Raw genomic sequence first — 25788 nt, 5'->3', positions numbered from 1 at the left:
CGGCCACCAGTCCGTCGACTGCCTCTCATCCGGGCTCGGCAGGGTCGTACGCGAGACAAGTTGGCTATACAACTTGGCGTGATCCGAGAAGGAGATCCCGATGCCGCTCTCCGCGTACTGGCTGCGCGACAACTGCCCCTGCACCGAGTGCCGCGACCCCCGCAACGGCCAGAAGCTGTTCCAGATCACCGATCTGCCCGGCGACTTGGCGATCGCGGAGCAGGCGGAGGAGGACGGCGTGCTGGCGGTGCGCTGGTCGGACGGGCACCGGTCGCGGTACCCGGTGGAGTGGCTGACCGGGACCGGTGCCGGCGACGACCGGACCGAGCAGGGCAAGCGGCTGTGGGAGGCGGCGGACTTCCCGGCCGGCCGGCCCGGGGCCGACTGGGACGCCTACCTGGCGGACCCGGCGCAGCGGACGGCCGTGCTGGCGGCGGTGCGCGACGTCGGGTTCGCGGTGCTGCGCGGGGTGCCGGCCCTGGAGCGCCAGGTGCTGGAGGTGGCGCGCGACTTCGGCTACGTCCGGGAGACCAACTACGGCGAGCTGTTCGACGTCCGGGTCGAGCCCGACCCCAACAACCTGGCGTTCACCAGCGCGGCCATCGCACCGCACACCGACAACCCGTACCGCGACCCGGTGCCCACCCTCCAGCTGCTGCACTGCCTGCGCAATGACGCCACCGGGGGCGACTCCGGCCTGGTGGACGGCTTCCGCGCGGCGGCGCTGCTGCGCGAGGAGGCTCCGGAGGACTTCGCCGTACTGACCGGGACGCCGGTGCCCTTCGCCTTCCGCGACCGCCGCAGCGAACTGCGGGCCGAGCGGCCGCTGATCGAGGTGGACGCGCTGGGTCGGATCCGCGAGGTGCGGTTCAACAACCGCTCGATCGGGACGCTGCGCCTGCCGGCCGCCGAGCTGGACGCCTTCTACGCCGCGTACCGGCGCTTCGCACGGATCACGCTGCGCCCCGAGCTGCAGCTGACGTTCCGGCTGGTGCCCGGGGACTGCCTGGTCTTCGACAACACCCGGCTGCTGCACGCCCGCACCGCTTTCGCGCAGGACGGGCACCGCCATCTGCAGGGCTGCTACGCGGACCTGGACTCGCTGGCCTCCACGCTCGCGGTGCTGGAGCGGCGGGCCGCCGCCCTGGACGCGCTGGAGCGGATGTTCGCGGGCGAGGGACTCGGCGAGTACCTGGGCGAGGAGGTGACGATGGCCGAACACATGCTGCAGGCGGGTGCGTCGGCCGAGGCGGCGGGGGCGCCCGCGCACCTGGTCGCGGCGGCACTGCTGCACGACGTGGGCCATTTCGGAGGATCGGGCCTGCGGCTGATGCAGGGGCAGGACAACCGGCACAGCCACACCGGTGCCGACTGGCTGGCGCGGTGGTTCGGGCCCGAGGTGACCGAGCCGGTACGGCTGCACGTGGCGGCGAAGCGGTACCTGTGCGCGGTGGAGCCGGACTACCGGGCGCGGCTGTCGGAGGCCTCCGAGTACACGCTGCGGGTGCAGGGCGGTCCGATGGACGCCGCGGAGGCGGCCGCCTTCGCCGCGCTCGCGGGCGCCGAGGAAGCGGTGGCCGTCCGGCGCTGGGACGACCAGGCCAAGGTGGCGGGCGCCCCGACCCCGTCGTTCGCCCACTTCAGGCCGCTGCTGGAGCGCCTGATGGCCTGACGGGAGACCTGACGGGGGCGTGCGCCCGGTAGCGCTCAGTCGCCCTCGCGGGCGTGGCGCGAGAGCGCAGAGGCGGCGAGGGAGTTGTGCACGCTGAAGGCCACCGTGCCCGGGAGGTAGCGGTCCTGGGACCACTCGACGGGGGTGCCGGTGGGGTCGGTGGTGCGGCGGCGCTCCCTGAGCAGCGGGCTGCCCCGGCGGCAGCCGAGCAGCCGGGCGTCGTCCGCGTTGGCGGCGACCACGTCGATGGTGTGGTCGGCGTCGGTGAACAGGATGCCGTGCTCGCGCAGGAACTCGGTGTGCGAGACCACGTCGGGCGGCAGCTGGGCGACCAGCTCGCCCACCCGGGGCGGGTACACGATGCGTTCCACCATCACGGGGTTGCCGGAGAGGGTGCGCAGCCGGAGCGCCACGTACACATCGCTGCCGGGCGCGAGCCGCAGCTGTTCGCGCTCGGCCGCGTCGGCCGGCCGCCGGACGAGCGACTCCAGCCGCCCGCCGGGTTCCTCGCCCATCGAGCGGGCCCAGTGGGTGAAGCTGAGCAGCTCGGAGAAGCTCTGGACCCGGGCACCGCCGAGCACCACCCGGCGGGTGCCGCGCCGCGAGGTGACCAGTCCGTCGGCCCGCAGCAGGGCGAGCGCCTGCCGGATGGTGCCGCGGGAGACGCCGTACTGCTCGGCGAGCGCGCCCTCGGCGGGCAGGCGCCCGGACTCGCCGAAGGAGCCCGAGGTGATGGCCTCGCGCAGGTCGGAGGCCACCTGGCGATAGAGCGCGCCGGACGTCCGGTCGACGGTCGTGGTGTGCTCGGAGTCCTGTGCCACGTGTGTCTCCTGTGCCACGTCTGCTTCCCGGGCCGCATGTGCCCGTGCCGCGTGTGTCAATGTCCCTCCTGGGGCAGGGCCCGCGCACGGGTGCAGCGCGGACGCCACCGACTGTAGCCGCTGTTGATCTCTGCGCGGCGGCACTGATTCCACCGTTCCCGCAGCCGCCCCCTGAGCTGGGCCGTCCGTTCACCTTCCCGTCACCGGACTCCGGCGTACTTACCGACGTCGGCGATGAGTTGCCTAGCCAACTTGACCAGAAGTTGTCCGATGCCTCCCCCAATGAGCGATACCCCCAGCTTGCCGCTCCCTCCCTGTCAGGAGAACTTTCCCGTGACGTTGCACCGTGCCCGTGCCGCCGCCTTCGCGGCTGTGCTGACCGCCGCCGCGCTCTCCCTCACCGCCTGTGGGTCGGCCGGCTCGACCTCCTCCGCCGACGCCCCCGCCAAGGCCGGTGGCAAGGCCGCCAAGGACGCCACCTCGGCCGCCGACTTCGGCGGGATGGACGCGCTGGTCGCCGCCGCCAAGAAGGAGGGCAAGCTGCACGTCATCACGCTGCCCAAGGACTGGGCGAACTACGGCAAGCTGATGGACGGCTTCAAGGCCAAGTACGGGATCGACATCGAGGACGAGAACCCGGACGGTTCCAGCCAGGACGAGATCAACGCGATCACCTCCCGCAAGGGCCAGGACCGCGCCCCCGACGTGGTGGACCTCGGCACCGCCTTCGCGCAGAGCGCCGGCGCCCAGGGCCTGCTCGCCCCCTACAAGGTCGCCGACTTCGACAAGATCCCGGCGACCATGAAGGACGCGAACGGCCTGTCGTACAACGACTACGGCGGCTACGTCTCGATCGGCTGCGACGCCAAGAAGGTCTCGGTCTGCCCGCAGACCTTCGCCGACCTGCTGAAGCCCGACTACAAGGGCATGGTCGCGCTGAACGGCAACCCGACCAAGGCCGCCGCCGCGCTCAGCGCCGTCTGGGCCGCCGCGCTGGCCAACGGCGGTTCGCTGGACAACATCCAGCCGGGCATCGACTTCTTCGGCAAGCTGAAGCAGGCCGGCAACTTCAACCCGGTCGAGGTGACCCCGGCGACGATCGAGAAGGGCGAGACCCCGATCAGCGTCGACTGGTCCTACCTGAACACCGGCTACACCGACAAGTTCAAGGACAAGGACATCGACTGGAAGGTCGCCATCCCCGCGGACGGCTCCTACGCCCAGTACTACAACCAGGCCATCAACAAGTGGGCTCCGCACCCGGCCGCCGCCCGCCTGTGGGAGGAGTACCTCTACAGCGCCGAGGGCCAGAACGGCTTCCTGGGCGGCTACGCCACCCCGGCCCTGTTCGACGCCATGAAGAGCGCCGGCACCCTGGACGCCGCGGCCGCCGCCAAGCTGCCGCCGGTCGCCAAGCCCTTCACCACCTTCCCGACCCAGGCCCAGACGGACGCGGCGAAGAAGACCGTGACCGAGAACTGGGCGAACGCGATCGCGGGCTGATCCTCAACCATGACTACGGCTCCCACCCCGGTGCCGACCCCCGCCGCCGCCGATCTCGGCGGCGGCGCGGGGACGTCCGGCACCGCCACCCCCGAGGCACGGACCTCCCGTGCCACCCCGCGGCGCAAGCGCGGCGGCAGCCGCGCCTGGCTGGCCGCGCTCCCGCTGATGCTGTTCTTCCTGATCGGCTTCGGCCTGCCGACGGTCGCGATCGCGATCGGCGCGTTCACCACCTCGACCGACTCGCCCGGCGGCGGCGGCACCTTCACCACCGCGAACCTCACCGACTCGCTCCAGGGCGCGTACTGGACGGCGCTGTTCGGCAGCGTCAAGCTCTCGCTGCTGACCGCGCTGATCGGTACCGTGGTCGGTCTGCCGCTGGCCCAGGCGGTGGTCACCTCCCGGTTCCGGCTGTTCCGCGAGGCGGTGCTCTCCGGCTCCGGCGTGCTGGCCAACTTCGGCGGTGTGCCGCTGGCCTTCATGTTCGTCGCCACCCTCGGCAACTCCGGTGAGGTGACCAAGAAGCTCGGCCTCACCAAGCACGGCTGGAACCTCTACACCTTCTCCGGCCTCTCGGTGGTCTACCTGTACTTCCTGGTGCCGCTGATGATCCTCACCATCACCCCGGCCCTGGAGGGACTGCGGGTGCAGTGGCGCGAGGCCGCGTACAACAACGGCGCCACCGTGCGCCAGTACTGGCGCCACGTCGCGCTGCCGGTGCTGCTGCCCTCGCTGCTCGGCGGGTTCGTGCTGCTGTTCGGCGCCTCCTTCGCCGCGTACGCCACCGCCGAGGCCATGGTCGGCAGTTCGGTACCGCTGATCTCGATGCAGATCGGCGACGCGCTCTCCGGCAACGTGCTGGTCGGCCAGGGCAACCTGGCGCTCGCACTCGGCCTCGACATGATCGTGGTCGCCTGCCTGGTGATGGCGATCTACCTGCCCCTTCAGCGCCGGAGTGCCAAGTGGCTAGCCTGATTTCGAGAATCCGCTTCGGTCGCGGACTGGTCCTGCTGATCTGCGGTGTCTACTTCGCCGTGCCGATGGCCGCCTCGGTCTACTTCAGCCTCGACGACACCAAGGGCGGCATCTCCTTCCGCGCCTACACCGAGTTGCTGAACGCCCCCGGCTTCACGGACAGCCTCACCCTGAGCCTGGAGCTCGCCGCCGTCACCGTCGTGGTCCTGCTGCTCCTGCTGGTGCCCGCGCTGCTCGCGGCCAGGCTCGGCGCGCCCAGGCTGCGCACGGTGATCGAGGTGATCTGCTCGCTCCCGCTGGTGGTCCCGGTGGTGGCGCTCACCACCGGCATCGTCGGCGTGCTGCGCTGGGGTCCGGACTACCTGTCCGACACCCCGTTCTTCCAGACCGTCGTGGCCATCCAGGACCCGAAGTTCCCGATCGTCCTGGTGATCGCGTACGTGCTGATGGCCCTGCCCTTCGCGTACCGGGCGCTGGACGCCGGACTGCGCGGCGTGGACGTGGTCACCCTGGTCGAGGCCGCCCGCAACTGCGGTGCGGGCTGGATGCGCGCGGTGTTCACCGTGGTCCTGCCGAACCTGCGCAGCGCGCTGCTGAACGCCGCCGTGCTCGCCGTCGCCCTGGTGCTCGGCGAGTTCACCACCGCCTCGATCCTCGGCTTCGCCCCCTTCTCGGTGTGGATCAACTCCAACGGCAAGAGCGACGGCCAGATGTCGGTCGCGGTCTCGATGCTGAGCCTGCTGATCGTCTGGGTCGTGCTGCTGCTGATGTCCGCCGTCGGCCGCGGCCGCAAGACCGCGCGTTCCTGATCCACCCCCCGCAACTCCAGGAGTCCCCCGCATGACCACGGCTACCGCCCTCTCCTCCGGCGCGCCGCTCGCGACCGGTGGCGCGACCGTCGAATTCCGCTCCCTGCGCCGGGAGTTCGGCGCCACGACCGCGCTGGACGGCCTCGACCTGACCGTCGAGCCCGGCGAACTGCTCGCCCTGCTCGGCCCGTCCGGCTGCGGCAAGACCACCGCGCTGCGGATCCTGGCCGGCTTCGAGACCCACGACGCCGGCGAGGTCCTGGTCGACGGCGAGGACATCACCAGGATCCCCGCGCACAAGCGCGACGCGGGCATGGTGTTCCAGTCCTACAGCCTCTTCCCGCACCTGACCGCGCTCGACAACGTCGCCTTCGGGATGCGGATGCGCGGCATCGCCAAGTCCGAACGCCGGGGGCGCGCCCAGGAGTTGCTGGAGCTGGTCGGCCTGCCGCAGCGCGCCGGGCACTACCCGCACCAGATGTCCGGCGGCCAGCAGCAGCGCGTCGCGCTCGCCCGCGCGCTCGCCCTCAAGCCGCGCGTGCTGCTCCTCGACGAGCCGCTGTCCGCGCTGGACGCCAAGGTGCGGCTCAGCCTGCGCGAGGAGATCCGCCGCCTGCAGCAGGAGCTGGGGATCACCACCCTGTTCGTCACCCACGACCAGGAGGAGGCGCTGTCGATGGCCGACCGCGTCGCCGTGCTGCGCGCAGGCCGCCTGGAGCAGTGCTCCACCCCGTCCGAGCTCTACGCCCGTCCGGCCACCGCCTTCGTCGCCGAGTTCGTCGGCACCATGAGCCGAATCCCGTGCGAGCGCTCCGGCGACGGCGTCGAGGTGCTCGGCCGCCGGCACGAGGTGGACGGCACCGTCCCCGCCGACGGCGCGCTGGACGTGCTGGTCCGACCGGAGAACGTCGGCCTCCGCCCTTGTCAGCAATCGGGGGCGGCTGCGGACGGCCGGGCCCTGGTGGTGTCCGCATCCTTCCTCGGCGGCGTCACCCGGCTCACCGTCCGGCTCTCGGACGGCACCGAGGTCAAGGCCGACCTGCCGACCGAGGAGGCCGCCGGCCTGCCGATCGGCGGCGCCGCGGAGATCACGCTGCCGCAGCGCCCGGTCCTGGTCGACCGACGCCTTGCCACCGCCTGAGATCTCATCGAACGTTGCTTCTCATGAACACCGAAGGTACCGCCATGCCTGACTCCCTTTCCCGCTCCGGCCCGGCCGCCGTCCTGTTCGACATGGACGGCACCCTGGTCGACACCGAGCACCTCTGGTGGCAGGCCGCCGCCGAAATCGCCGCCGAGCTGGAGCTCACCCTCACCGACGAGGACGTGCCCGAGGTACTCGGCCGCCCGGTCGAGCACACCGCCGCACACCTGCACCGCACCAGCGGGACCGACCGCGCCGAGGCCGAACTCGCCACGCAGCTCGACGAGCTGTTCACCAGCAAGGTCGCCGCCGAGATAGTCCCGCGGCCGGGCGCGCTGGCCCTGCTGACCGAGCTGCGGGACGCGGCCGTGCCCACCGCACTGGTCTCCGCCTCGCCGCGCCGGGTGGTCGACCTGGTGCTCTCCTCGCTCGGCCGCGAGTGGTTCACCATCACCCTGGCCGCCGAGGACACCGAGCGCACCAAGCCCGACCCGGCCCCCTACCTCGCCGCCGCCGACCTGCTCGGCCTGGACCCGGCCGCCTGCGTGGCCGTCGAGGACACCCCGACCGGTGTCGCCTCCGCCCACGCGGCGGGCTGCAACGTGCTGGCCGTACCGTCCACCGTGCCGATCGCGGCCGCCGAGCGGATCACCCTGCTGGAGAGCCTGGAGCAGGCAGACCTGGCGCTGCTGGGCCGGCTCGCCGCCCGGCCCGCGTGATGCCGTCCTACCTGCTGCTGGCCCTCGCCATCACCAGCGAGGTCTGCGCCACCAGTTGCCTCAAGCTCACCGAGGGCTTCACCAGGCTCTGGCCCAGCATCGGCGTGGGCATCGGCTACGCGCTCTCCTTCCTGCTGCTGGGCCGGGCACTGAAGCACATCCCGGTCTCGGTCGCGTACGCGGTCTGGTCCGGTGCGGGCACCGCGGCCGTCGCCGCCATCGGCGTCGTCGCCTTCGGTGAACAGCTCGGCCGTGCCCAGTGGTTGGGCATCGCGCTGATCATCATCGGCGTGGTGGTGCTCAACCTGCGCGGCAGCCACTGAGCAGCACCTGACGGTCACGGCCCAAGGGGCTGACGGGACAGGGTTCCCGTCAGCCCCTCGGTGCTCTCCGGCCTCATCGCGCGCACGGATTGCGTCAAAAAGCTCCGTACAGGGAGCATTCGCGGGGTAGCGTTGGGTCGCCGCCCGGACACCACGAGTGCGCATTCCCGACGAACGGAGTTCACATGCACCACCGCGCCGCCCGCCTTGCTGTCGTGACCATGTCAGCAATTGGCCTCGCCCTCACCACCGCTCCGGCCGGCCACGCCGACACCGCGGACGGCGCCGCGCAGTGCCGCAAGGGCTACTTCTGCCTGTTCGAAGGGCCGCACCAGACCGGCCGGGTGCTCCTCGCCGAGGACGCGCACGTGACCAGGAACGGCTTCGACCTCCGCGAGCTGGACGACATAGCGCCGGCCGTCCACCCGCGCTCGGTCCGCAACCCCGTTCCCGACGGCTTCGGCTGCATCGTCCGGCTCAACGACAAGCCGAACTTCGCGGGCGAGGAGCAGGAGGTCTCCGGCTACGGCGACCACGAGCTCGACGGCCGCCGGGTGGGCTCGCTCACCCCGGACTGCGGCTGAGCCGCCGGGCCGGGCCCACCCCGCGACGGTGATCCGTCAGCAGTCCTTGAAGGCCGAACAGAGTGGCGCCTCAAGCGACTTGAGCACCGCCGTGTCCGCCGGCGCCGACCACGGGTGGGTGGGGTGGTCCGACCAGAGCGCCAGCTCGGTCACCGTCCGGCCGGTCAGCGACAGGTACTGGTGCAGGGTGTAGCTGCCGCCGCCCGACTCCGGGACGGTGACGGTCGCGGCCAGGTCGCTGTTGCCGGCGTCGCCGCCGGTGCTGGTCACCTTCACGGTCGCGCCCTTGGCGCTCTTGCCGCAGGCGTTCAGCTCGTCCGCGAGCCCGCGGAAGAGCGCGTGCGCCATCTGCGCCCCGCCGCTGCTGGTCCCGGGGAAGTGGACGATCGTCTGCTGGACCTGCCAGTCGGCGACGTTCCGGCCGGAGTTGACGGTCGCCTGCGCGGCCGGGCCCTTCCAGTCCGCGAGGTCGTTCGACGGGTCGCGGGGCGTCAGGCAGAGCTGCTCGAACTCGAACTTCGGGTTGCCGACGGCCTTCGCGGCGGCGGCGAGCGAACCCCAGTGGTACTGCGCGGCCATCGGGACGCCGTTCGAGGCCGTCCAGGCCGAGGCCGGTACGCCGTCCGTCGCGCCGGCTCCGGTGTTCTGCGAGGGCGCCGGCACGGCCTTGCCGGAGGGCGCGGCCGCAGGCGAGTCGGCGGCGCTCCCGGCCGGTGCCGGGGCCGCGCTGCTCGCGGAGGCGGCCGGGTCGGCGGAGGGGTCGCAGGCGGTGAGCGTACCGAGTACGACGAGCAGCGCGGCACTCGCCGCGACAAGGGTGGTGCGGGACACGGGAATGGCTCTTCCTCGGGTGTGCGGGGTTGGTCGGAGGGGTTCGACGGGGCGCGGCGGGGCGCGGCGGCCGGTTCGGCACCGACCGCCGCGCGGGTGGCGCTCAGTACCCCTTGGGCGAGCGGCTCGGGTCGGCCTGCTGGACGCTGTGGGACAGGTTCGAGCCGTCACGGGAGACGTGGTAGGTGTCCATGACGTAGTTCATGGACGCGCAGCAGTTGGCGACCGGGTCGTAGATGTCGGTCGACGTCCCGGGCTGGTGGTACGCGGCGAAGGTGCCCGGTACGCACTGCCAGCCGCCGCGGGAGGAGCCGGCGGGTGCGCCGTCGGGCATCCGCGAGCCGTGGGCGTTGCTGTCGCCCGTGTTCACCTGGGAGGTCGGCAGGTTGTAGGTGGACTCGCGCTCGGCGATGGTGAGCATGCCGCGCATCCAGTTGGCCCGGGCCTGCGGGTCGGTGATGCCCATCTTGTCCAGCGCCTGGTTGATGTAGTCCTCGGTGGCCGCCTTGCCGCTCTTCCACGATCCGGCGCCGCCGTAGGTGACGTCCGTGACCGGGATCCTGCTGGCGGTGCTGACGTGCCCGTCCGGAGCACCGTGGCTGCCGCCACCGCCGCCGCCCTCGTGACCACCCGAGCCGCCATCGTGACCACCTGAGCCGCCACCGTGACCACCTGAGCCGCCACCGTGCTGGCCGCCGGAGCCACCATCGTGACCGCCGGATCCACCGCCGTGGCCGCCCGAGCCACCGGCGGGCTGCTTCGGGGCAGGAGGCGGAGGAGTCTCGTGCTGGTGCTTCCTCAGCTCGTCCGCGATCTTCTGTTCGATCGCCTGGTACTCGGCCTTTACCGCCTTGAGCTTCTCGGCGCCCTCACCGATCTCCTTGGTCAGCCGTTCCTTGTCGGCCTGAAGACGCTTGGTCGCCTCCTCGATCTGCTTCACGTCCTCGAGGACCTCGAAGGCTATGCCGAACCCAGGGATCCCGGCGAGCGTGCTCGACGCGAGGTCGACGGCCGTCGCCCTCTCCAGCGTGGACCGGATCTGCCCGATCTGCTGGTTCAGCTGCGTCATCCGCTCACTGACCGAGCGCCAGTCCTGCTCGATCTTGGCGAGTTCCTGTATCTGATAGCCGAACTGGTCTGCCATCTGATCCTGATGCCCCCGTAAGTAGTCCTTGTCGTGCCGGAAGGAGTCCGCGTCTCAGTACGCGTTGGCCAGGCGGTCGACCGACGCGCCCAGCTGAGCCAGGTCGTCGCCGACCGCGTTCATCTCGCCCACCCGCGCCCGCGCGTAGCCGACGAAGGCGTCGGAGGCCGGTCCGTGCCAGGTCAGCTGCCCGAGGGCGCCGTTGATCTCCTTGGCCAGCCCGTCCATCTGCTTGCTGAGCTCGTTCAGCTCGTTCGCTATTCGGTGCAGGTCGGCCTCGCCGCCACCGAACATCTGGGTGAGGGCCCAGTGCGCGATCTCCGCCGGCGCCATGACGATGTCCTCGCCGACCTTGACGACATCGCCGGCCAGGTGCTTGGCGTCATCCCAGGCGTCCCCGAGAAAACTCATCCCAACTCCCCCATTACTTTCTCCGCTGATAGCGCGTCAAGAGGCTATCGGACGGAAAACCGGCTGGGGAGCCCCCTCGCATGGCGGAATACGCACCGCCGGTCGGGCAAGTTACGCATTCTCCCGACGGCACGTCATGCGCCGTTCACACGAAGTCCGCCGCGTCTGGAGTGAATTGGGCCAGTTGTACAGCCAACTCGACCCAGTCGCGCCAACGCCGGCGCGGCGGACAGGATCTCCGTGGCGACAGGATCCGCCCTCGTCCTCGGCACCCCGGCCAACCCGACCGAAGGCGACCGGCTCACCTTCCACTGGACCACCGACGCGCCCGACCCCAAGAACTGGGTCGGGATCTACGACGGCACCCGGCAGCCGGGCACCGGCTCCTCGCTGGTGTGGAAATACACTCCGGCGGCCTCGGGTGACGTCCAGCTGGACACCTCCGCGCTGACCGGCGGACCGTACACCGCGTACCTGCTGGCCAAGGACGGCTACGGCGTCCTGGCCCAGACCGCGCCGTTCGGCTTCCGGCCGAAGCCCGCGCCGATCCGCGGGCACCTGGCCGTGGACGCCCTGACGGCCACCCCGGTCGCGCCCGGCGCGGCGGTGGGCGTCAAGCTGGGCGGCCTGTGGATGCACGGCACAGGAGCGGTCGAGTACCGCCGTACCGGCGGGGACGCCTGGCTGAAGGTCGCGGCGGACGGCACCGTCACCGGCACCGCGCCGCACTCCGCGCCCGCACACCCCGGCACCGTCACCGTCCAGGCCAAGGACGCCTCCGGCGCGGTGGACACCGTCACCGTCCAGGTGCCGGTCCGGGCCGCCGGCCACCCGGTGCGGCTGAAGGTCGCCAGCTGGAACCTGTGGGATGCGGGCACCCACAGCACCGACGCCCTGGAGAAGCAGCTGCGGGTGATCCTCACCCAGGGCCTGGACGTGCTCTCGCTCCAGGAGACGGCGGGCACTTCGGCCAAGGCGCTGGCCGACGCTCTCGGCTGGTACTCCTACCAGAGCGCGGGCAGTGTCGGCATCCTCAGCCGCTACCCGCTGACCGCCGTCACCGGCACCACCGCCGCGCTGCCGGCCGCCGCCGTCACCGTCCAGCCTCCCGGCAGGCGCGGCGTCAGGCTGTGGGCCGCGCACCTGGACGAGGACGACTACGGCCCGTACGCGGTCCAGGACGGCAGGAGCGCCGCCCAGGTGGAGGCGGCCGAGGCAGCCTCGGCCCGCGGCCTGCAAGCCAAGGCGCTGGCGGCCGCGGTGCACGCGGACGTCAAGGCCGGCCACCCGGTGGTCCTGGCCGCCGACCTCTCCTCCCCCTCCCACCTGGACTGGACGGCCACCACCGCGGCGGCCCACTCCGGTGTCGGCCCGCTCAAGTGGCCGGTCACCGTGGCGCTTCAGGAGGCCGGGCTGATCGACGCCTACCGCAGGGCCCACCGCGACCCGGCCGCCTCGCCCGGCAACACCTGGTCGCCGACCCGCCGCACCCGGGGCAGCAGGCCGGAGCCGCAGGACCGGATCGACCAGGTCCAGCACGCGGGCCCGCTCACCCTCGTCGAGGCGCACACCCTGGCCGTCGGCTGGCCGCAGGCCGAGCCGAACGCCACCGCCAACGAGTGGCCGTCCGACACCGCCGCCGCCGTCGCCACCTTCACCGTCTGAGAGGCCCGTCCATGTCCCAGTTCAGCCGCCGTACCTTCGTCGGCGCCACCGCGGCCACCGCCGCGGCTGCGGTGACCGGCCTCCCGTCCACCGCCGCCCGGGCCGCGACCCCGGCCGCCGGACGCCACTCGGGCACCGCCAAGGACGTCAAGCACGTCGTGATCCTGATGCAGGAGAACCGCAGCTTCGACCACTACTTCGGCACCCTGAACGGCGTCCGCGGCTTCGGCGACCGGCAGGCGCTCCAGTTCCCGGACGGCGGCAACGTGTTCCGCCAGCCCGACGCCGGCCGCAGCGACGGCGGCGTGATGCTGCCGTACCGGATGGACACCACCAAGTACAACGCGCAGAACGCCGGCGGTCTCGCCCACGACTGGGCCACCGGCCACCAGGCGATCAACAACGGCGCGATGAACAAGTGGGTCGCCGCCAAGGGCGAGCGCACCATGGGCTACTTCACCCGCGCCGACATCCCCTACCAGTACGCCTTGGCGGACGCGTTCACGCTCTGCGACGCGTACTTCTGCTCGCTCGCCGGGCCGACCGACCCCAACCGGCTCTACCTGTGGACGGGCACCTCGGGCCCCGGCCGCGACGGCACCACCGGTCCGTGGATCGACAACACCCCGGTCACCAACAACCCCGTCGCGGACTGGACGACCTACGCCGAGCGGCTGGAGTCGGCCAAGGTGAGCTGGCGCGTCTACCACAACCCGAGCGAGGACGAGCGGACCGGCGACTACGACGACAACGCGCTCTCCTACTTCAAGCAGTTCCACAACTTCCCCGAGGACGACCCGCGTTACGTCAACGCGATGACCAAGTGGGACCTCACCGCCTTCGACCGGCACTGCAAGGACGGCACCCTGCCCACCGTCTCCTGGCTGGTGGCGCCGTACCTGTTCTGCGAGCACCCCAACGCCAGCCCGGACTACGGCGCGCACTGGGTCGACACCGCGCTGCAGTCGCTGATGTCCAACCCGGACGTGTGGCAGCACACCGTCTTCCTGGTGATGTACGACGAGAACGACGGCTACTTCGACCACATGGTCCCGCCCGCCCCCGAGCCGGGCACGCCCGAGGAGTACGCCCAGGGCCGGGCGATCGGGCTGGGCAACCGGGTGCCGCTGTGGGTGGCCTCGCCGTGGTCGCGCGGCGGGTGGGTCAACTCGCAGGTGTTCGACCACACTTCGGTGCTGCGCTTCCTGGAGGTGGTGACCGGGGTGCAGGAGCCCAACATCTCCGCCTGGCGCCGGGCCGTCTGCGGCGACCTGACCAGCTGCTTCGACTTCACCAGGCCGGACTTCTCGATACCCCGGCTGCCGGACACCGTCGCGCTGATGGCCAAGGCGGACGCGGGGGCGAAGCTCCCGGGCGTCGTCCTGCCCGCGACCGGCACCCAGTCGATGCCCGTCCAGGAGCCGGGCGGCCGCCCGCACCGCAGGCTGCCGTACCGGCCGTCCGCCGACGTGGTGGTCGACCGCGCCTCGGGCAAGGTGACCTGCACCCTCGCCAACTCCGGTACGGTGGCGTTCCCCTACACCGTCTACCCCAACATCGTGTACGCCTTCACGGGCACCCCGTACACCGTCGCCCCCGGCGCCACCGGCACCCACACCTGGGACGCCTCGGCCACCGACGGACGGTACGACTTCACCGTGCACGGGCCGGACGGCTTCGTCCGCCGCTTCGCGGGCAGCGTGGTCCGGGACGGGCAGAGCGACATCGCCGTGCCCTCGGTGCACGCCACCCTGACCACCTCCGGCCTCGCCCTGAAGCTGGTCAACGACGGCGGCACGGAGGTCTCCTTCACCGCCGCCCCGAACGACTTCGCGGGCACCGCCCGCACCGTCTGGGTGGCTCCGCACTCCTCCACCACCGTCAACTGGCCGCTTGACCACGGCCGTTACGACGTCACCGTGACCGCGGCCACTGGCACCCGCTTCACCCGCCGCTACGCGGGCACCCTGCACTGACCGTCCCGCACCCCAGGGGAGGGGCCGGTCCGCACCCGGCTCCTCCCCCGCCGAGCCTGGGTGATGCTGCCCCGGCGAACAGCCCCGGCCGTGATCGCCGCCGCGTACTCCGGCGTCTGCAACAGGCCGTGGACGATGCCCAGCTCGAACACCCGGAGCTCAACTGCGCGCGCCTCCTGAGCGACGTACTCCGGAAGCCTTGGAGAAGCGACGTGCTCCTGACGTTTCGACACATGTCGACGAACGTGGCTCCGGCATCGACCGCGAGCCCGGCCGACCCCGTGGCTCCGGTCGCGCCGGTCGCGCCGGTCGCTCCGGTGGCCCCCTTGGCGCCGGTCGCTCCGGTCGCTCCGGCCGGACCAGTGGGCCCGGTGGCTCCCGTCGCCCCGTCCGGGCCGGTGGGACCAGTGGGACCAGTGGGGCCGGTACAGCCCCTCAGCCTGTCGGCGTCGTGGCCTCCGGCGAGTGCGGCGGCAGCGGCCACACCGACGGGCCCGGCCAGGGCGGCAGGCCCGGCCGGACCGGCGACACCGGCGTCGTACCGGATCTCCCGGCATTTCTTCGATCCCCCGCCCGTCACATGGCCCACCGGGCCACTCGCCTGCACCTCGCCCGCGGCGGCCAGAATGGCCAGCCCGGTCGCCGCGACGAGAACGGGGATTCGCCGACGCACCGAACGCCGCGTCAGATTTCTGCTGTGGCCGGTCACGTGGCACCCCTCCTTTCGGTGGGGGTCCGCCTGGGAGGCGCTGTGACGCCGATTCGGCACCGCCGCCCGACAGGTGCGCCAGGGCCATTGGAACCGAGAGCCACCGGTACGCCCCGCCCGTACGTCGGCCGTCCGGAGGTACGACGACCGGCCCCGGGCAGACCGGTCCGTTCGACCCGCCCCGAGGGGCCCTTCGGCCCTGCGGCCGGTGGGAAAGCCCGGCCTACCGTGGAGTTACCGGTGAGTCCGGCGGTCGTCAGCGGCCGCCGCTGGTCGGGCAAGGAGAGACGGACCATGACCGAGCCGACCCTGACGACCGAGGAACTGCGCCTGCTGGCCTCGGCCGGCGGCGCGGCGCCTTCGCTGCACAACAGCCAGCCCTGGCGCCTTCGCTGGTCGGCCGCCACCACCTCGCTGCGGGTGTACGCCGACCGGGAGCGCTCGATGCCGCTCACCGACCCGGACGGCCGGGCGCTGCACATCTCGGTGGGTGCCGCCCTGTTCAACCTCCGGGTCGCCGCCCAGCACCTCGGTCTGCAGCCGGTGGTACGGCTGCTCCCCGAGGAGGGCGAACCGGACCTGCTCGCCGTGCTGGACCTCTCCCGCGCCGCCACCGCCCCGAGCACGCTCGATCTCGCCCTCGGTCGCGGCGCGGACCCGGGCCACCCCACCGCACGGTCGCGCAACCCCGCCGCGACCCCCTCCGGCCGCGACCTGTACCCGGCCGTCGCCTTCCGGCACTCCAGCCGCCGTCCGTTCGCCAACCGCGACGTACCGGAGGCGGTGCTCGGCGAGCTCATCGCGGCGGCCCGCGCCGAGGGCGCCCTACTGTCCCCGCTGGAGGAGGACGGTGTCCGCCGGGTCAGCGCGCTGACCGCCGAGGCCGAACAGCGCACGGCCGACGACCCGGCGCGGCTGGCCGAGATCGGCCGCTGGCTGCGCCCGGCGGAGCCCGCGGACGGACCGGACTCCGCGCCCGACGGCATCCCGCAGTACGCCCTGGGCCCGCAGGACCACGACGCCCGCGTCCCGATGCGCGGCTTCACCGGCCACCCGCCCCGGCCGGCCGTGCCCTCCGAGCGCTTCGAGGCACTGCCGCAGCTGTGCACCCTCACCACCCTGGGCGACCGGCCGGCGCACTGGCTGCGGGCGGGCCAGGCGCTGGAACACGTCTGGCTGCTGGCGACCGTCCACGGCGTACGGCTCTCGGTCCTGAACCAGGCACTGGAGTGGCCCGACACCCGCTGGGCGCTGCGCGACCCGGCCACCGGCCCCGGTCACGTCCAGCTGGTCGTCCGTCTCGGCTACGGCCCGCCCGGGCCGACCACCCCGCGCCGGGCGGTGCCGGAGATCCTGACTGCGGACTGAAGCGCCACGACCGCGCCCGTACGGAACCCGGCCGCCCACGGGGGCTCCTCCTGGCTGGCCATGCGCCGCTCACCCAACCCTGCCCCCCGGCAAGCCGCTTGACGGCCTCGCTAGTTTCGGATCATGAGCGAACGCAGAGCGGACGGCAGCGCGGGAGACGCGGACTACGGCACCATCGGCACCGGCTACGCCGACTACCGGCGGCCCGACCCGCGCATCGCGGAGGTGATCTCCCGGGCTCTGGGCGACGCCCGCACGGTGGTCAACGTCGGCGCCGGCGCCGGGTCGTACGAGTCGGAGGCACTGCGGGTGACGGCGGTCGAACCGTCGGCGTCCATGCGCGCCCAGCGGCCGGCCCACCTGCCGCCCGCCGTGGACGCCGTGGCCGAGCGGCTGCCCTTCGCCGACGGCGAGTTCGACGCCGCGATGACCACGTTCAGCGTGCACCAGTGGAGCGACCTCGGGGCGGGGCTGCGGGAGATGCGCCGGGTGGCGCGCGGTCCGGTCGTCGTCCTCACCTGCGACCCGGCGCTCGTCCGCGACTTCTGGCTGTACGAGTACGCCCCGCTGGTGCTGGACACCGAGGCCCGGCGCTACCCGGCGGTCCGGGACGTCACCGAGGCCCTCGGCGGCACCGTGGCCGTGCAGCCGGTCCCGATCCCGGCCGACTGCACCGACGGCTTCAACGAGGCGTACTACGCCCGCCCCGAGCGCCTGCTCGACCCCGGCGCCCGCCAGGCGTGCTCGGCCTGGAGCTTCGTGGACGCCGCTCTGGCCGAGCAGTACACCGACCGGCTGCGCCGCGACCTCGTCAGCGGTGCCTGGGACGAGCACCACGGCGCGCTGCGCGGTCAGCCCCGTTTCAACGGTTCGCTCGTCCTCATCCGGGCCCTCCCTGCCTGACCGGCACCCCGGCCGGCCGGGTCCGTCTCCGGATCCGGCCGGCCCGGCTGCCGCTACTCCGCGCCCCAGGCCGCCCACCGGCCGAGCGCGAACTCGCCGCCCTCGCGACGGACTTCCACCGCACCCGCCCCGCTGAAGTGCGCGGGGACGACCAACTCCCGCTCCTCCGCCGCTCGTTCGAGGATCCGGCGGCGGCTGGCCGCGGCCTGCTCCGCGTCCAGGCAGAAGCAGCTGTTGCAGGACGGTTCGAGGATCTGCACCGGGCTGTGCAGCAGATCGCCGACGAAGACCGCCCTCTCGCCCCCGGAAGCGAGCCGCAGCACGGACGAGCCGGGCGTGTGGCCGGGCGCGGACTCCAGGGTGAGGTTCTCGTCGATGCGGTGGGTGCCGTCCCACAGCACGGTCTGCCCGGCCCGGTGGACGGGCGCGATGCTGTCCTCGTAGATCAGCCGGTCGTCCACCCGACGGCCGCCTCCGTACCCGTTGTCCGGGCCGTAGTGGAAGTCGTCGGCGACCGGCACCAGGTACCGGGCGTTGGGGAAGGTCGGCACCCACTCCCCCGCGACGCCGTTGGTGTTCCAGCCGACGTGGTCGCCGTGGATGTGGGTGTTGACCACGATGTCCACGTCCTCCGGGTGGACGCCGGCCCGCGCCAGGGCGCCGAGGAAGTCGCCCTGCCGGTGGTGGAAGCGGGGTGATCCCGGCCGCTCGCGCCCGTTGCCCACCCCGGTGTCGACCAGGACGGTCTTTCCGCCGCTGCGCAGCACCCAGGTCTGCAACGCGAGCACCGCCCGGTCGCCGTCCGGCTCCCAGTGGTCCGGCACCAGCCGGTCCTTGTTGTCCTGCCACACCCCGGCCCCGGCCGCCGGAACGAGGTCGCGGGCGGGCAACGTCATCCCGCTCAGCTCGACGACCCGGATGACCTCGACGTCCCCCAGCACCGTGCGCGGTGCGTTCTCGCTGTCCATGCCCCCGACTCCAGGGAGACCGGGTGATGCTCTCAATGCTCATCCGACTCCCCCGCCGACGCCGCCACCGTGGCGCGGGCGGTTCCGTTCGAGCGGCGGCTCGAGAGCTCCTCGCACCCGCCCCGGGACGGCTCCGGCGAGGCGGAACTGTTGCGGCGCGAACGGTACCGCCAGCCGGCCCGTAGTCAATACCGGCCCCACGAATGGCCTTCACTCGTCGCCGGCGGCGGACGGATTCGTGTGCCCGGACCGATACGCAGGAATACTTGCCCCATGAGCGAAGGCCACCAGCGAACCAGATCCGTGACGTTCAAGGTGACATGCCCGTACTGCGCCGACGGGGTGCGGTACCGGGTGCGGATGGGCATGCGCGGCGCCACCACCGGGAGCGGCACGGTGCCGGAGACCTGCCAGTGGTGCGTGGGGCGCGGTTGGCTGGCGATGAACGGCCGGGCCTGGCGGTACGGGCCGCAGCGCGGCTGACCGCCAGGCCGTGCCGGTGAGGGCGATCGCAGAGCGACGCGTCCGGCCCGCCGGGGTGCGGCGGGCCGGACGCGGGTACCGCTCTCAGCCCGCCAGCAGCGCGGGCAGCTCGGCGATCGAGCCGAGCACATGGGTGGCGCCGTCGGCACGCAGACGCTCCTCGCGGTGGGCGCCGGTCAGCACTCCGGCCACCACGCCGGCGCCGGACCGGGTGCCGGTGAGCATGTCGTAGCCGGTGTCACCGACCACCGCGAGCTGGCGGACCGAGTCGGTGCGGGTGCGCAGCAGCGCGGTGAGCGGCATGTCCGGGTACGGGCGGCCGCGTCCGGCGTCGGCGGGGCAGAGCGTCAGGTCGGCGATGTCCTGCCAGCCGAGGGCGGTGAGGATGCGGTCCTGGGTGGCCCGGGAGAAGCCGGTGGTGAGCGCCACCGCGCGGCCGTCGGCCCGCAGTTGCCCGATGGCCTCGGCGGCGCCGGGGAGCGCGGCACAGTGCCCGGCGTCGATCAGGTCGTGGTAGGCGGTCTCGAAGGCGACGTTGGCGAGCTGGGCCCGCTCCTCGTCCTCGAACAGGTGGCGGAACACCGAGATCTTGGACTCGCCCATGGTGGCGCGGACGTAGTCCAGCATCTGCTGGTGGCGCTCGGTGCCGGCCTCGACGCCGAGCCGGTCGGCGGCGGCCAGGAACGCCTGTTCGACCAGGCCGTCGTCGGCCACGGTGGTGCCGGCCATGTCCAGGACGACGAGCCGGATGTCAGTGTTGGTCATGTGAACAACTGCCTTTACAGGTTGCAGATCTGTGCGGTGGTCTCGGCGATGGCCGGGGAGCAGGTCATGCCGCGGCCACCTGGTCCGGTGACCAGCCAGACGCCGTCCCTGACCTGCTCGCGGTGGACGACCCTGGTGGTGTCGACGGTCTGCGCGTAGACCCCGGCCCAGCGGCGGCGGATGCGCGGCAGCGGGCGGCCGAGCAGCTCCTCGGCCACCTCGGACAGGTGCTCGTAGGGCTCCTCGACCACGTCGAAGCCGAACGGCTGGTCGTACTCGTGGGTGTCGCCGATGGTCAGGGAGCCGTCCTGGCGCTGGACCATCAGCAGCTGCATCTTGTGCTCGGCGGCGACCGGCGGCTGCGGCTGGGCGGCCCGCAGCTCGTCGAGCGCGGCGCCGGCGAAGGCGGGGTAGTAGCGGAAGCTGTCGCCGTCGGCCACCGAGGTGGTGAGCGGCTCGTCCAGCGGGTCGGTCTGCATCATCTGCAGCCGCACCCGGCGGACCGGCAGTTCGGGCGCCAGCTCCCTGACCAGCCCGCCGAGCCAGGCACCGGTGCAGAGGATGACCAGGTCGCCCTGGTGCACCTGGCCGTGGTCGTCGCGGACCGCGTTCTCGCCGATCACCTCGCGGATCTCGCGGCCGGGCACGAAGGTGTAGCGGCCGCTGGCCTCCAGGGCCGCGCGCAGCGCGGGCTGGGCGAGCCGGGGTTCGACGGCGCCGTCCCGGGAGCACCACAGCGCGCCGAGGTACTTGCCGCGCAGCGCGGGGTTCTTGGCCCGCGCCTCGGCCGCGTCGAGCAGGCGGTAGCCGCGCTCCTCGGCGTCGGGCAGGGTCAACGCCTGCTCAGCGACGGCCAGTTCGGCCTCGGTGCGGATCATCGTGAGCGAGCCGTTGGGGCGGAAGTACAGCCCGGGCACCTTCTCCCCGATTCCGGCCCACAGGTCGCGGGCGCGCTGGGCGACGGCGAGTTCCTCACCGGCGGCCCGGCCGCTCACCCAGACCAGCCCGAAGTTGCGCACCGAGGCGCCGCGGGCCTCGCTCTCGCGCTCCAGGTGGACGACCTCATGACCGCGCTGGACGGCCTGCCAGGCGTGCATGGTGCCGAGCACGCCTGCTCCTACGACGACGATTCTCATGTCTTCAGGCTGCGGCGGCGAGATGTCCGACCGGCGTCCTCCCGACTGCGCGGAGATGAACCGATCGCAAGAGTTGTACATACAACTACATACAACATGGCCAAAGATGTACAGCCAACACCGACGCAGGGCGGAACCCGGCACGCCGCCCCGGTCAGCCGCGCAGCACCTGGGCCCGCAGGTAGTTGCGCCGCCCGAAGTGCGGCTCGTCCACCACCGTCAGCCGCTCCACCTGGAACCTGTACAGCGCCGCCGCCCCGCCGCCGGTGAGGAACTGGTGCCGCACCTCGGGGTCCTGGGCGAACGCCGGGTACCGCCGCTGGTAGGCCGCCAGCGCCGCCTCCGCCTGCCGGCCCCACGCCTCGCCCGCCCCACCGGTCAGCTGGACACCGCGCAGCTGTTCGCCGAAGGCCGGCGGGGGCAGGAACACCGTCGCGGCGGCGCGGGCGTCCTCCGCCAGGTGCCGGCTGTGCCGGGTGGAGCGCTCGCTGACGAAGTAGAGCACCAGGTCCTCGTCATGGGCGAAGAAGGCGAGGTTGGCGTGCGGCCCGTGCTCGGGGGACGCGGTGGCGAGGGAGAGCACCATGCTCTCGGCCAGCAGCCCCTCGACCCCCTTGGCCAACTCCTCGGCGGGCCAGTCGCCCTGGGTGACTTCGAGCCGGTATGCCATCGGACATCCCCCTCCTGGCCGCTCGCCGCCCACCACGGGGGCAGCAACGACCGAGCCGGGCGAGGCTCCTCCCCCACCCGGCTCTCCATGCTGTCCCTGCCCGGCCCAACCCTCAAGGGGTCGCGGGGAACTGCTCGGACCGGCCCGCACCTTGCGTCACACCCGCACCCTGCGCCCCGGGGGACACCGGGAAACACCAAGGGGCGCGGGGAACTACGCGAGCGACCCAGCACCCCCGTCGAGGGCTGGTCGCGCAGTTCCCCGCGCCCCTTCACCGCAATGGTTCATCCACCACAGTGGTCCAAGGTCAGTAGCGGCCCTGCCACTGCATCGCGGGCACCGCCGGCCCGCTGCCCAGCACCGGCGCCAACGCCCCGCCGCGCAGCCGGTCGACCAGCGGCGCCAGCCGTCCGGCCAGCAGCGCGAGCGGAATGCCGATCACCACACCCACCAGCGCGCCGACCGCGACGTCGTGCGGGTAGTGCACACCGACCCAGACCCGCGAAGCGGCCATCAGCGCGGCGAACACCATGGCCACCCAGCCCAGCCGTCGGTACGCGAAGACCAGCGCGGTGGCGGCGGCGAACGCGATCACCGAGTGGTTGCTCGGGAAGGACCAGTCACCGGGGAGGGGGCAGGTCTCCAGGGTGACGCTGGTGGGCATCTGCTGGCACGGCCGGTTCTCCTGGACCAGGCTCTTGAGACCGGAGTTGACCGCATAGGCCGCGATCACGACCAGCGGCGAGGCCAGCACCCTGGCCATGACCACCGAGTCGTCCGAGCGGGCCTTCCACCAGCCGTAGATCATGAAGATCGCGAACAGGCCGAGGCCGACGGCCGACCAGACCTTCACCAACTGGTCGAACCAGTGCGGGGACGAGTGCGCCCAGCCGATCACCTTGGTGTACAGGTCACCGTCGATGCCGCTGCCGTCGTAGGCGAGGAAGTACGGACTCACTGGGCAGCACCACCGGAACGTCGAGCGCGAAGGACTTCTAGGACAACTGGGATCACGGAGACAACTACTACCAGACCGATGATCGGCAGCAGATACCCGTCGATACCGCTCACGGTGGACCCGAGCCCGTACCCGGCCAGCACCACACCGACCGACCAGATCGCGCCGCCGGCCACCTGCCAGCGGGCGAAGACCCCGGCGGGCACGTCGAGCACCCCGCAGAGCGGGTTGAGCACGGTGCGGACCACGGGGATGAACCGCGCGAGCACGATCGCCTTGCCGTGGCCGTACTTGGCCAGCAGTTCCTCGGCCCGCTCGGTGCCCTGCCGCAGGCTCCTGCGGTTGCTGCGGGCGAGCAGGGCCCGTCCGCCCCGGCGCCCGATGAAGTAGCCGACCTGGGCACCGATCAGCGCCCCGGCCAGTGCGGCCGGGATCACCTGGGCGAGGTGCAGCTGCGGACCCTTGGTGGCACCGGGCACGCAGAGCAGCCCGGCGGTGAAGAGCAGCGAGTCGCCGGGCAGGAAGAAGCCGACCAGCAGACCGGTCTCGGCGAACAGGATGACGGCGACACCCAGGGCGCCGAAGGCGGAGAGCAGCGACGAGGCGTCGAGCACATTCACCGCGAGTTGGGCGGACGACTGGACCAAGACTGGCGGACCTCCCGTACGTTGGGACGCGGCCCCGCGAGGGGCACCCGAATGTCTACAATGACGTAGACAGTCGACAGGACTGTAGACGATAACTCGGAGGGTGTGCGACATGACCGACGGACCGCAGTCGCGTCGCAGTGCCGGAGAGCTGGAAGCCCAGGTGCTGGCCGCACTCTGGGCCGCCGGGCGGCCGCTGACCCCGCAGGACGTTCAGAGCGCCCTCGGCGACGGGCTGGCCAGAACCACCATCGCCACCATCCTCGGCAGGCTCCACGACAAGGGGACGGTCGAACGCACCAAGGCCGGGCGGGCCTTCGCCTACACCCCCACCGTCGAGGACCAGGCCGGACTCGCCGCCCGCCGGATGCGCAGCGAACTCGACCGGGGCGACCGCAGCACCGTGCTCGCCCGGTTCGTCTCCGACCTCTCAGCCGAGGACGAGCGCCTGCTCCGCCAGCTCCTCGGGGAGAACGAGTGATCGTCGCCGTCTGGGCTCCCCTGCTGCTGCCCTTCCTCGCCGTCCCGCTCGCCCGCCGCCTCGCCGAGGCGCTCAGCCCGCGCCTCGCCGCCTGGGTGCTGGCCGGCACCGCCGCCACCGCCGCCGGGGCGACCGCCGTCTCGCTCGGCCTGCTCGCCGCCGCCGGAATGCTGCGCCTGCCGATCGTCGCCGCGCTCGGCCACCTGGCGCCGCACCGGCTGCCCGGCGGCCCCGTCTACCCGGCGGTCGCGGCCGCCGCACTGCTGGTGGCCGCCGCCGCACTGCTGCTGCGCACCGGCCGCCGTCAGGTCACCGATCTGCGCCGGGCCCGCAGCGCCGCCGACGCGGGACGCCCCGGCTCCGCCGACCGCCAGGACTGCACCGAGCCGGTTCACCTCGGGCCGCTCACCGTCCTGGACGACGACCGCGCCGACGCCTTCGCACTGCCCGGGCCGCTCGCCCGTCCCACCGAGCCCGGCCGGGTCGTGGTCACCACCGGCATGCTCCGTGCCCTCACCGGCCCCGAGCGCGCCGTCCTGGTCGCCCACGAACAGGCCCATCTCAACGCCCGCCACCACCTCTTCCTGGCGGCGACCGAGTACGCCACCGTGCTGCACCCCGCCCTGCGACCGCTGCGCGCACCGCTCGGCTACCAGCTGGAACGGTGGGCCGACGAAGCCGCCGCCCAGGCCACCGGCGACCGCACCCTCACCGCCCGCGCGGTCGGACGCGCCGCACTCGCCGCCGCCGGGGCGCCCCGGCCGCACCGGCCCCGGCTCGCCCCCGCCGCCCACTCCGGGCCGGTCCCCCGCCGGGTCGCAGCCCTGCTCACCCCGCCCCGCCCCGGCCGCCGCACCGCGGGCCGCACCGCCGCCGCCCTGGCCCTCACCGCCTGCCTGGCCCTCACCGCCTTCGCCGCCGCCGAGGCCACCGCCGACCTCCACGACAACGTCGAAGCCGCCCAGGCCCATCGCTGACCGGGGGGGCGCACCATCACGGGCGCCCGGGGAACCGCGCGCCCGCCCGCCGTCGTTGCGGCACACGGGCACCCGACCGCCCTGATCGGAGCCAGAGGAGTGAGGGAGACCGCGAGCATGCCCGTCCAGCCGATCACCGTCCTCGGCGAGTGCGTCGCCGACGCCTTCGTCCAGCCCCCCGCGCCCGGCGCGCCGGCCGCACCCGACGAGCTGACCCTCCGGGTGCACGCGGGCGGCGGCCCCGCCAACACGGCCGTCGGCCTGTCCCGGCTCGGCAGCCCCACCCGCTTCGTCGCCCGCCTCTCCGAGGACACCTTCGGCCGGCTCTTCCGCTCCCGCCTCACCGCCTCCGGCGTGGACCTCTCGCTCAGCGTCCGCGCCGCCGAGCCCAGCACCCTCGCCGTCGCCGAACTCGACCCCGACGGCCGGGCGTCGTACTCGTTCCACGCCGAACGCACCGCGGACTGGCAGTGGCGGCCCGAGGAGCTCGCGGCCGTACCGCTCACCGGCACCGCCTGCGTGCACACCGGCTCACTGGCGCTGATCCGCGAACCCGGCGGCCGCGCCGTCGAGGACCTCCTCGACCGCATCCACCGCGCCCCGGACCGCCCGACCGTCTCGATCGACCCCAACGTCCGCCCGCTGCTGGTGGATCCGGCCCGCTACCGCGAGCGCCTGGACCGCTGGTGCGCGGCCGCCGACCTGCTCCGGCTCTCCGCCGACGACCTCGGACTGCTGCTCCCCGGCGTCCCGCCCGAGGAGGCCTGCGACCGGTGGCACGCGGCCGGGGTCCGGCTGGTGGTGATCACGCTCGGCGCGGACGGAGCGCTGGCCTCGCTGGACGGCACCCGGATCACCGTCCCGGCCGTCCCCGTCCGGCTGGTGGACACCGTCGGCGCGGGCGACGCCTTCACCGCCGGGCTGCTGCACCGCCTGAGCAGCCGGGGCCTGCTCGGCGGCGCACTCGACGAGCTCACCGAAGGGGACACCGCCGACGCCTGCGCGTACGCGGCCGGGGTCGCCGCCCTCACCTGCGCCGTCCCCGGCGCCAACCCGCCCTGGGCGGACCAGCTCGACCAGGCGCGGGCCGATGTCCCGGCTCACCCGCCGACCCCTTGATCAACCGATGATCCGACCGGATGTCAG

At 72.8% G+C, this 25788-nt stretch carries 27 protein-coding genes; 16 read left to right on the top strand and 11 right to left on the bottom strand.

The features are described from left to right. The first annotated feature begins 100 nt into the window (after nt 1–100). On the top strand, nt 101–1672 hold the full coding sequence (gene tmpA / locus ABD369_RS06680; protein ID WP_344635283.1) for a 2-trimethylaminoethylphosphonate dioxygenase: 1572 nt from the start codon (nt 101–103) through the stop codon (nt 1670–1672). 35 nt (nt 1673–1707) lie between these two features. Here tmpA and ABD369_RS06675 read toward each other — a convergent pair whose 3' ends face one another. Further along, complete coding sequence (locus tag ABD369_RS06675) at nt 1708–2493, bottom strand: GntR family transcriptional regulator (protein ID WP_344635282.1); 786 nt, start codon at nt 2491–2493, stop codon at nt 1708–1710. 333 nt (nt 2494–2826) lie between these two features. Here ABD369_RS06675 and ABD369_RS06670 point away from each other — a divergent pair, with 333 nt between their 5' ends. From ABD369_RS06670 to ABD369_RS06640, 7 genes are all read left to right on the top strand, one after another. Then, entirely contained in the window at nt 2827–3996 is a 1170-nt protein-coding gene (locus ABD369_RS06670) for an ABC transporter substrate-binding protein (RefSeq protein WP_344635281.1), read from the top strand. Nucleotides 3997–4005: 9 nt separating this feature from the next. Beyond that, nucleotides 4006–4971, top strand: coding sequence for an ABC transporter permease (locus ABD369_RS06665; protein WP_344635280.1), 966 nt, complete (start codon nt 4006–4008; stop codon nt 4969–4971). Next, entirely contained in the window at nt 4971–5780 is an 810-nt protein-coding gene (locus tag ABD369_RS06660) for an ABC transporter permease (RefSeq protein WP_344635425.1), read from the top strand. The genes ABD369_RS06665 and ABD369_RS06660 overlap by 1 nt, the downstream gene beginning before the upstream one ends. Nucleotides 5781–5811: 31 nt before the next feature. Further along, on the top strand, nt 5812–6921 hold the full coding sequence (locus ABD369_RS06655; RefSeq protein WP_344635279.1) for an ABC transporter ATP-binding protein: 1110 nt from the start codon (nt 5812–5814) through the stop codon (nt 6919–6921). Between the two features lie 44 nt (nt 6922–6965). Beyond that, on the top strand, nt 6966–7643 hold the full coding sequence (locus tag ABD369_RS06650; protein WP_344635278.1) for an HAD family hydrolase: 678 nt from the start codon (nt 6966–6968) through the stop codon (nt 7641–7643). Further along, nucleotides 7643–7966, top strand: coding sequence for a DMT family transporter (locus ABD369_RS06645; protein ID WP_344635277.1), 324 nt, complete (start codon nt 7643–7645; stop codon nt 7964–7966). The genes ABD369_RS06650 and ABD369_RS06645 overlap by 1 nt, the downstream gene beginning before the upstream one ends. A 221-nt stretch (nt 7967–8187) precedes the next feature. Beyond that, on the top strand, nt 8188–8550 hold the full coding sequence (locus tag ABD369_RS06640; RefSeq protein WP_344635276.1) for a peptidase inhibitor family I36 protein: 363 nt from the start codon (nt 8188–8190) through the stop codon (nt 8548–8550). Nucleotides 8551–8586: 36 nt separating this feature from the next. On the opposite strand, the gene ABD369_RS06635 is transcribed toward ABD369_RS06640, so the two are convergent. The 3 genes from ABD369_RS06635 to ABD369_RS06625 all read right to left on the bottom strand — a co-directional run bounded on the left by ABD369_RS06635 (nt 8587) and on the right by ABD369_RS06625 (nt 10936). Continuing rightward, nucleotides 8587–9381: a hypothetical protein gene (locus ABD369_RS06635; RefSeq protein ID WP_344635275.1), complete on the bottom strand. Its 795-nt coding sequence runs from the start codon at nt 9379–9381 to the stop codon at nt 8587–8589. A gap of 103 nt (nt 9382–9484) precedes the next feature. After that, entirely contained in the window at nt 9485–10525 is a 1041-nt protein-coding gene (locus ABD369_RS06630; RefSeq protein ID WP_344635274.1) for a hypothetical protein, read from the bottom strand. A 54-nt stretch (nt 10526–10579) separates the two neighbouring features. Further along, on the bottom strand, nt 10580–10936 hold the full coding sequence (locus ABD369_RS06625; protein WP_344635273.1) for a WXG100 family type VII secretion target: 357 nt from the start codon (nt 10934–10936) through the stop codon (nt 10580–10582). 240 nt (nt 10937–11176) lie between these two features. Between ABD369_RS06625 and ABD369_RS06620 the strand changes: the two genes are divergently transcribed. Together ABD369_RS06620 and ABD369_RS06615 are read left to right on the top strand one after the other, a co-directional pair. Continuing rightward, nucleotides 11177–12601 carry an endonuclease/exonuclease/phosphatase family protein gene (locus ABD369_RS06620; RefSeq protein WP_344635272.1) on the top strand — a complete coding sequence of 475 codons (1425 nt, stop codon included), beginning with the start codon at nt 11177–11179 and terminating at the stop codon, nt 12599–12601. 11 nt (nt 12602–12612) lie between these two features. Further along, on the top strand, nt 12613–14577 hold the full coding sequence (locus ABD369_RS06615; protein WP_344635271.1) for a phosphocholine-specific phospholipase C: 1965 nt from the start codon (nt 12613–12615) through the stop codon (nt 14575–14577). Here ABD369_RS06615 and ABD369_RS41075 read toward each other — a convergent pair. After that, complete coding sequence (locus ABD369_RS41075; protein WP_425557549.1) at nt 14556–15134, bottom strand: Scr1 family TA system antitoxin-like transcriptional regulator; 579 nt, start codon at nt 15132–15134, stop codon at nt 14556–14558. The genes ABD369_RS06615 and ABD369_RS41075 overlap by 22 nt on opposite strands. A 446-nt stretch (nt 15135–15580) precedes the next feature. Here ABD369_RS41075 and ABD369_RS06605 point away from each other — a divergent pair, with 446 nt between their 5' ends. Together ABD369_RS06605 and ABD369_RS06600 are read left to right on the top strand one after the other, a co-directional pair. Beyond that, nucleotides 15581–16654 (top strand): nitroreductase family protein, encoded by a 1074-nt coding sequence (locus ABD369_RS06605; protein ID WP_344635270.1) that lies wholly within the window; start codon nt 15581–15583, stop codon nt 16652–16654. Nucleotides 16655–16777: 123 nt separating this feature from the next. Then, complete coding sequence (locus ABD369_RS06600; RefSeq protein ID WP_344635269.1) at nt 16778–17557, top strand: class I SAM-dependent methyltransferase; 780 nt, start codon at nt 16778–16780, stop codon at nt 17555–17557. Between the two features lie 53 nt (nt 17558–17610). Here ABD369_RS06600 and ABD369_RS06595 read toward each other — a convergent pair whose 3' ends face one another. Next, entirely contained in the window at nt 17611–18525 is a 915-nt protein-coding gene (locus ABD369_RS06595) for an MBL fold metallo-hydrolase (RefSeq protein ID WP_344635268.1), read from the bottom strand. A 273-nt stretch (nt 18526–18798) separates the two neighbouring features. Between ABD369_RS06595 and ABD369_RS06590 the strand changes: the two genes are divergently transcribed. Further along, nucleotides 18799–19008: a hypothetical protein gene (locus ABD369_RS06590; protein WP_344635267.1), complete on the top strand. Its 210-nt coding sequence runs from the start codon at nt 18799–18801 to the stop codon at nt 19006–19008. 84 nt (nt 19009–19092) lie between these two features. Here ABD369_RS06590 and ABD369_RS06585 read toward each other — a convergent pair whose 3' ends face one another. From ABD369_RS06585 to ABD369_RS06565, 5 genes are all read right to left on the bottom strand, one after another. After that, nucleotides 19093–19773, bottom strand: a complete 681-nt coding sequence (locus ABD369_RS06585) for a phosphonatase-like hydrolase (protein ID WP_344635266.1) — start codon at nt 19771–19773, stop codon at nt 19093–19095. A gap of 14 nt (nt 19774–19787) precedes the next feature. Beyond that, nucleotides 19788–20909, bottom strand: coding sequence for a TIGR03364 family FAD-dependent oxidoreductase (locus ABD369_RS06580; RefSeq protein ID WP_344635265.1), 1122 nt, complete (start codon nt 20907–20909; stop codon nt 19788–19790). Between the two features lie 154 nt (nt 20910–21063). Beyond that, nucleotides 21064–21579 carry a pyridoxamine 5'-phosphate oxidase family protein gene (locus ABD369_RS06575; RefSeq protein WP_344635264.1) on the bottom strand — a complete coding sequence of 172 codons (516 nt, stop codon included), beginning with the start codon at nt 21577–21579 and terminating at the stop codon, nt 21064–21066. 307 nt (nt 21580–21886) lie between these two features. Continuing rightward, nucleotides 21887–22537 carry a phosphatase PAP2 family protein gene (locus ABD369_RS06570; RefSeq protein ID WP_344635263.1) on the bottom strand — a complete coding sequence of 217 codons (651 nt, stop codon included), beginning with the start codon at nt 22535–22537 and terminating at the stop codon, nt 21887–21889. Beyond that, entirely contained in the window at nt 22534–23184 is a 651-nt protein-coding gene (locus ABD369_RS06565) for a DedA family protein (protein WP_344635262.1), read from the bottom strand. Before ABD369_RS06565 ends, ABD369_RS06570 begins: the two co-directional genes overlap by 4 nt. Before the next feature lie 112 nt (nt 23185–23296). Between ABD369_RS06565 and ABD369_RS06560 the strand changes: the two genes are divergently transcribed. The 3 genes from ABD369_RS06560 (at nt 23297) to ABD369_RS06550 (ending at nt 25761) form a co-directional block, all read left to right on the top strand. Continuing rightward, nucleotides 23297–23665 carry a BlaI/MecI/CopY family transcriptional regulator gene (locus ABD369_RS06560; protein ID WP_344635261.1) on the top strand — a complete coding sequence of 123 codons (369 nt, stop codon included), beginning with the start codon at nt 23297–23299 and terminating at the stop codon, nt 23663–23665. After that, a complete protein-coding gene (locus ABD369_RS06555; protein ID WP_344635260.1) occupies nt 23662–24642 on the top strand; it encodes a M48 family metalloprotease in 981 nt (326 codons plus the stop codon). Before ABD369_RS06560 ends, ABD369_RS06555 begins: the two co-directional genes overlap by 4 nt. A gap of 117 nt (nt 24643–24759) precedes the next feature. Then, nucleotides 24760–25761 carry a carbohydrate kinase family protein gene (locus ABD369_RS06550; RefSeq protein ID WP_344635259.1) on the top strand — a complete coding sequence of 334 codons (1002 nt, stop codon included), beginning with the start codon at nt 24760–24762 and terminating at the stop codon, nt 25759–25761. Nucleotides 25762–25788: the final 27 nt, after the last annotated feature.

Source organism: Kitasatospora cystarginea (genome assembly GCF_039533515.1).
GTDB classification, from domain to species: Bacteria; Actinomycetota; Actinomycetes; order Streptomycetales; family Streptomycetaceae; genus Kitasatospora; species Kitasatospora cystarginea.
This window is presented reverse-complemented; position numbering and strand designations above follow the sequence as displayed.

What these genes read in the sequence shown, in the direction of transcription:
- tmpA (WP_344635283.1), top strand. Translation starts at nt 101, where the DNA reads ATGCCGCTCTCCGCGTACTGGCTGCGCGACAACTGCCCCTGCACCGAG.
- ABD369_RS06665 (WP_344635280.1), top strand. Translation starts at nt 4,006, where the DNA reads ATGACTACGGCTCCCACCCCGGTGCCGACCCCCGCCGCCGCCGATCTC.
- ABD369_RS06655 (WP_344635279.1), top strand. Translation starts at nt 5,812, where the DNA reads ATGACCACGGCTACCGCCCTCTCCTCCGGCGCGCCGCTCGCGACCGGT.
- ABD369_RS06650 (WP_344635278.1), top strand. Translation starts at nt 6,966, where the DNA reads ATGCCTGACTCCCTTTCCCGCTCCGGCCCGGCCGCCGTCCTGTTCGAC.
- ABD369_RS06645 (WP_344635277.1), top strand. Translation starts at nt 7,643, where the DNA reads ATGCCGTCCTACCTGCTGCTGGCCCTCGCCATCACCAGCGAGGTCTGC.
- ABD369_RS06640 (WP_344635276.1), top strand. Translation starts at nt 8,188, where the DNA reads ATGTCAGCAATTGGCCTCGCCCTCACCACCGCTCCGGCCGGCCACGCC.
- ABD369_RS06630 (WP_344635274.1), bottom strand. Translation starts at nt 10,525, where the DNA reads ATGGCAGACCAGTTCGGCTATCAGATACAGGAACTCGCCAAGATCGAG.
- ABD369_RS06625 (WP_344635273.1), bottom strand. Translation starts at nt 10,936, where the DNA reads ATGAGTTTTCTCGGGGACGCCTGGGATGACGCCAAGCACCTGGCCGGC.
- ABD369_RS06615 (WP_344635271.1), top strand. Translation starts at nt 12,613, where the DNA reads ATGTCCCAGTTCAGCCGCCGTACCTTCGTCGGCGCCACCGCGGCCACC.
- ABD369_RS41075 (WP_425557549.1), bottom strand. Translation starts at nt 15,134, where the DNA reads ATGCCGGGAGATCCGGTACGACGCCGGTGTCGCCGGTCCGGCCGGGCC.
- ABD369_RS06605 (WP_344635270.1), top strand. Translation starts at nt 15,581, where the DNA reads ATGACCGAGCCGACCCTGACGACCGAGGAACTGCGCCTGCTGGCCTCG.
- ABD369_RS06600 (WP_344635269.1), top strand. Translation starts at nt 16,778, where the DNA reads ATGAGCGAACGCAGAGCGGACGGCAGCGCGGGAGACGCGGACTACGGC.
- ABD369_RS06595 (WP_344635268.1), bottom strand. Translation starts at nt 18,525, where the DNA reads ATGGACAGCGAGAACGCACCGCGCACGGTGCTGGGGGACGTCGAGGTC.
- ABD369_RS06590 (WP_344635267.1), top strand. Translation starts at nt 18,799, where the DNA reads ATGAGCGAAGGCCACCAGCGAACCAGATCCGTGACGTTCAAGGTGACA.
- ABD369_RS06585 (WP_344635266.1), bottom strand. Translation starts at nt 19,773, where the DNA reads ATGACCAACACTGACATCCGGCTCGTCGTCCTGGACATGGCCGGCACC.
- ABD369_RS06580 (WP_344635265.1), bottom strand. Translation starts at nt 20,909, where the DNA reads ATGAGAATCGTCGTCGTAGGAGCAGGCGTGCTCGGCACCATGCACGCC.
- ABD369_RS06575 (WP_344635264.1), bottom strand. Translation starts at nt 21,579, where the DNA reads ATGGCATACCGGCTCGAAGTCACCCAGGGCGACTGGCCCGCCGAGGAG.
- ABD369_RS06560 (WP_344635261.1), top strand. Translation starts at nt 23,297, where the DNA reads ATGACCGACGGACCGCAGTCGCGTCGCAGTGCCGGAGAGCTGGAAGCC.
- ABD369_RS06550 (WP_344635259.1), top strand. Translation starts at nt 24,760, where the DNA reads ATGCCCGTCCAGCCGATCACCGTCCTCGGCGAGTGCGTCGCCGACGCC.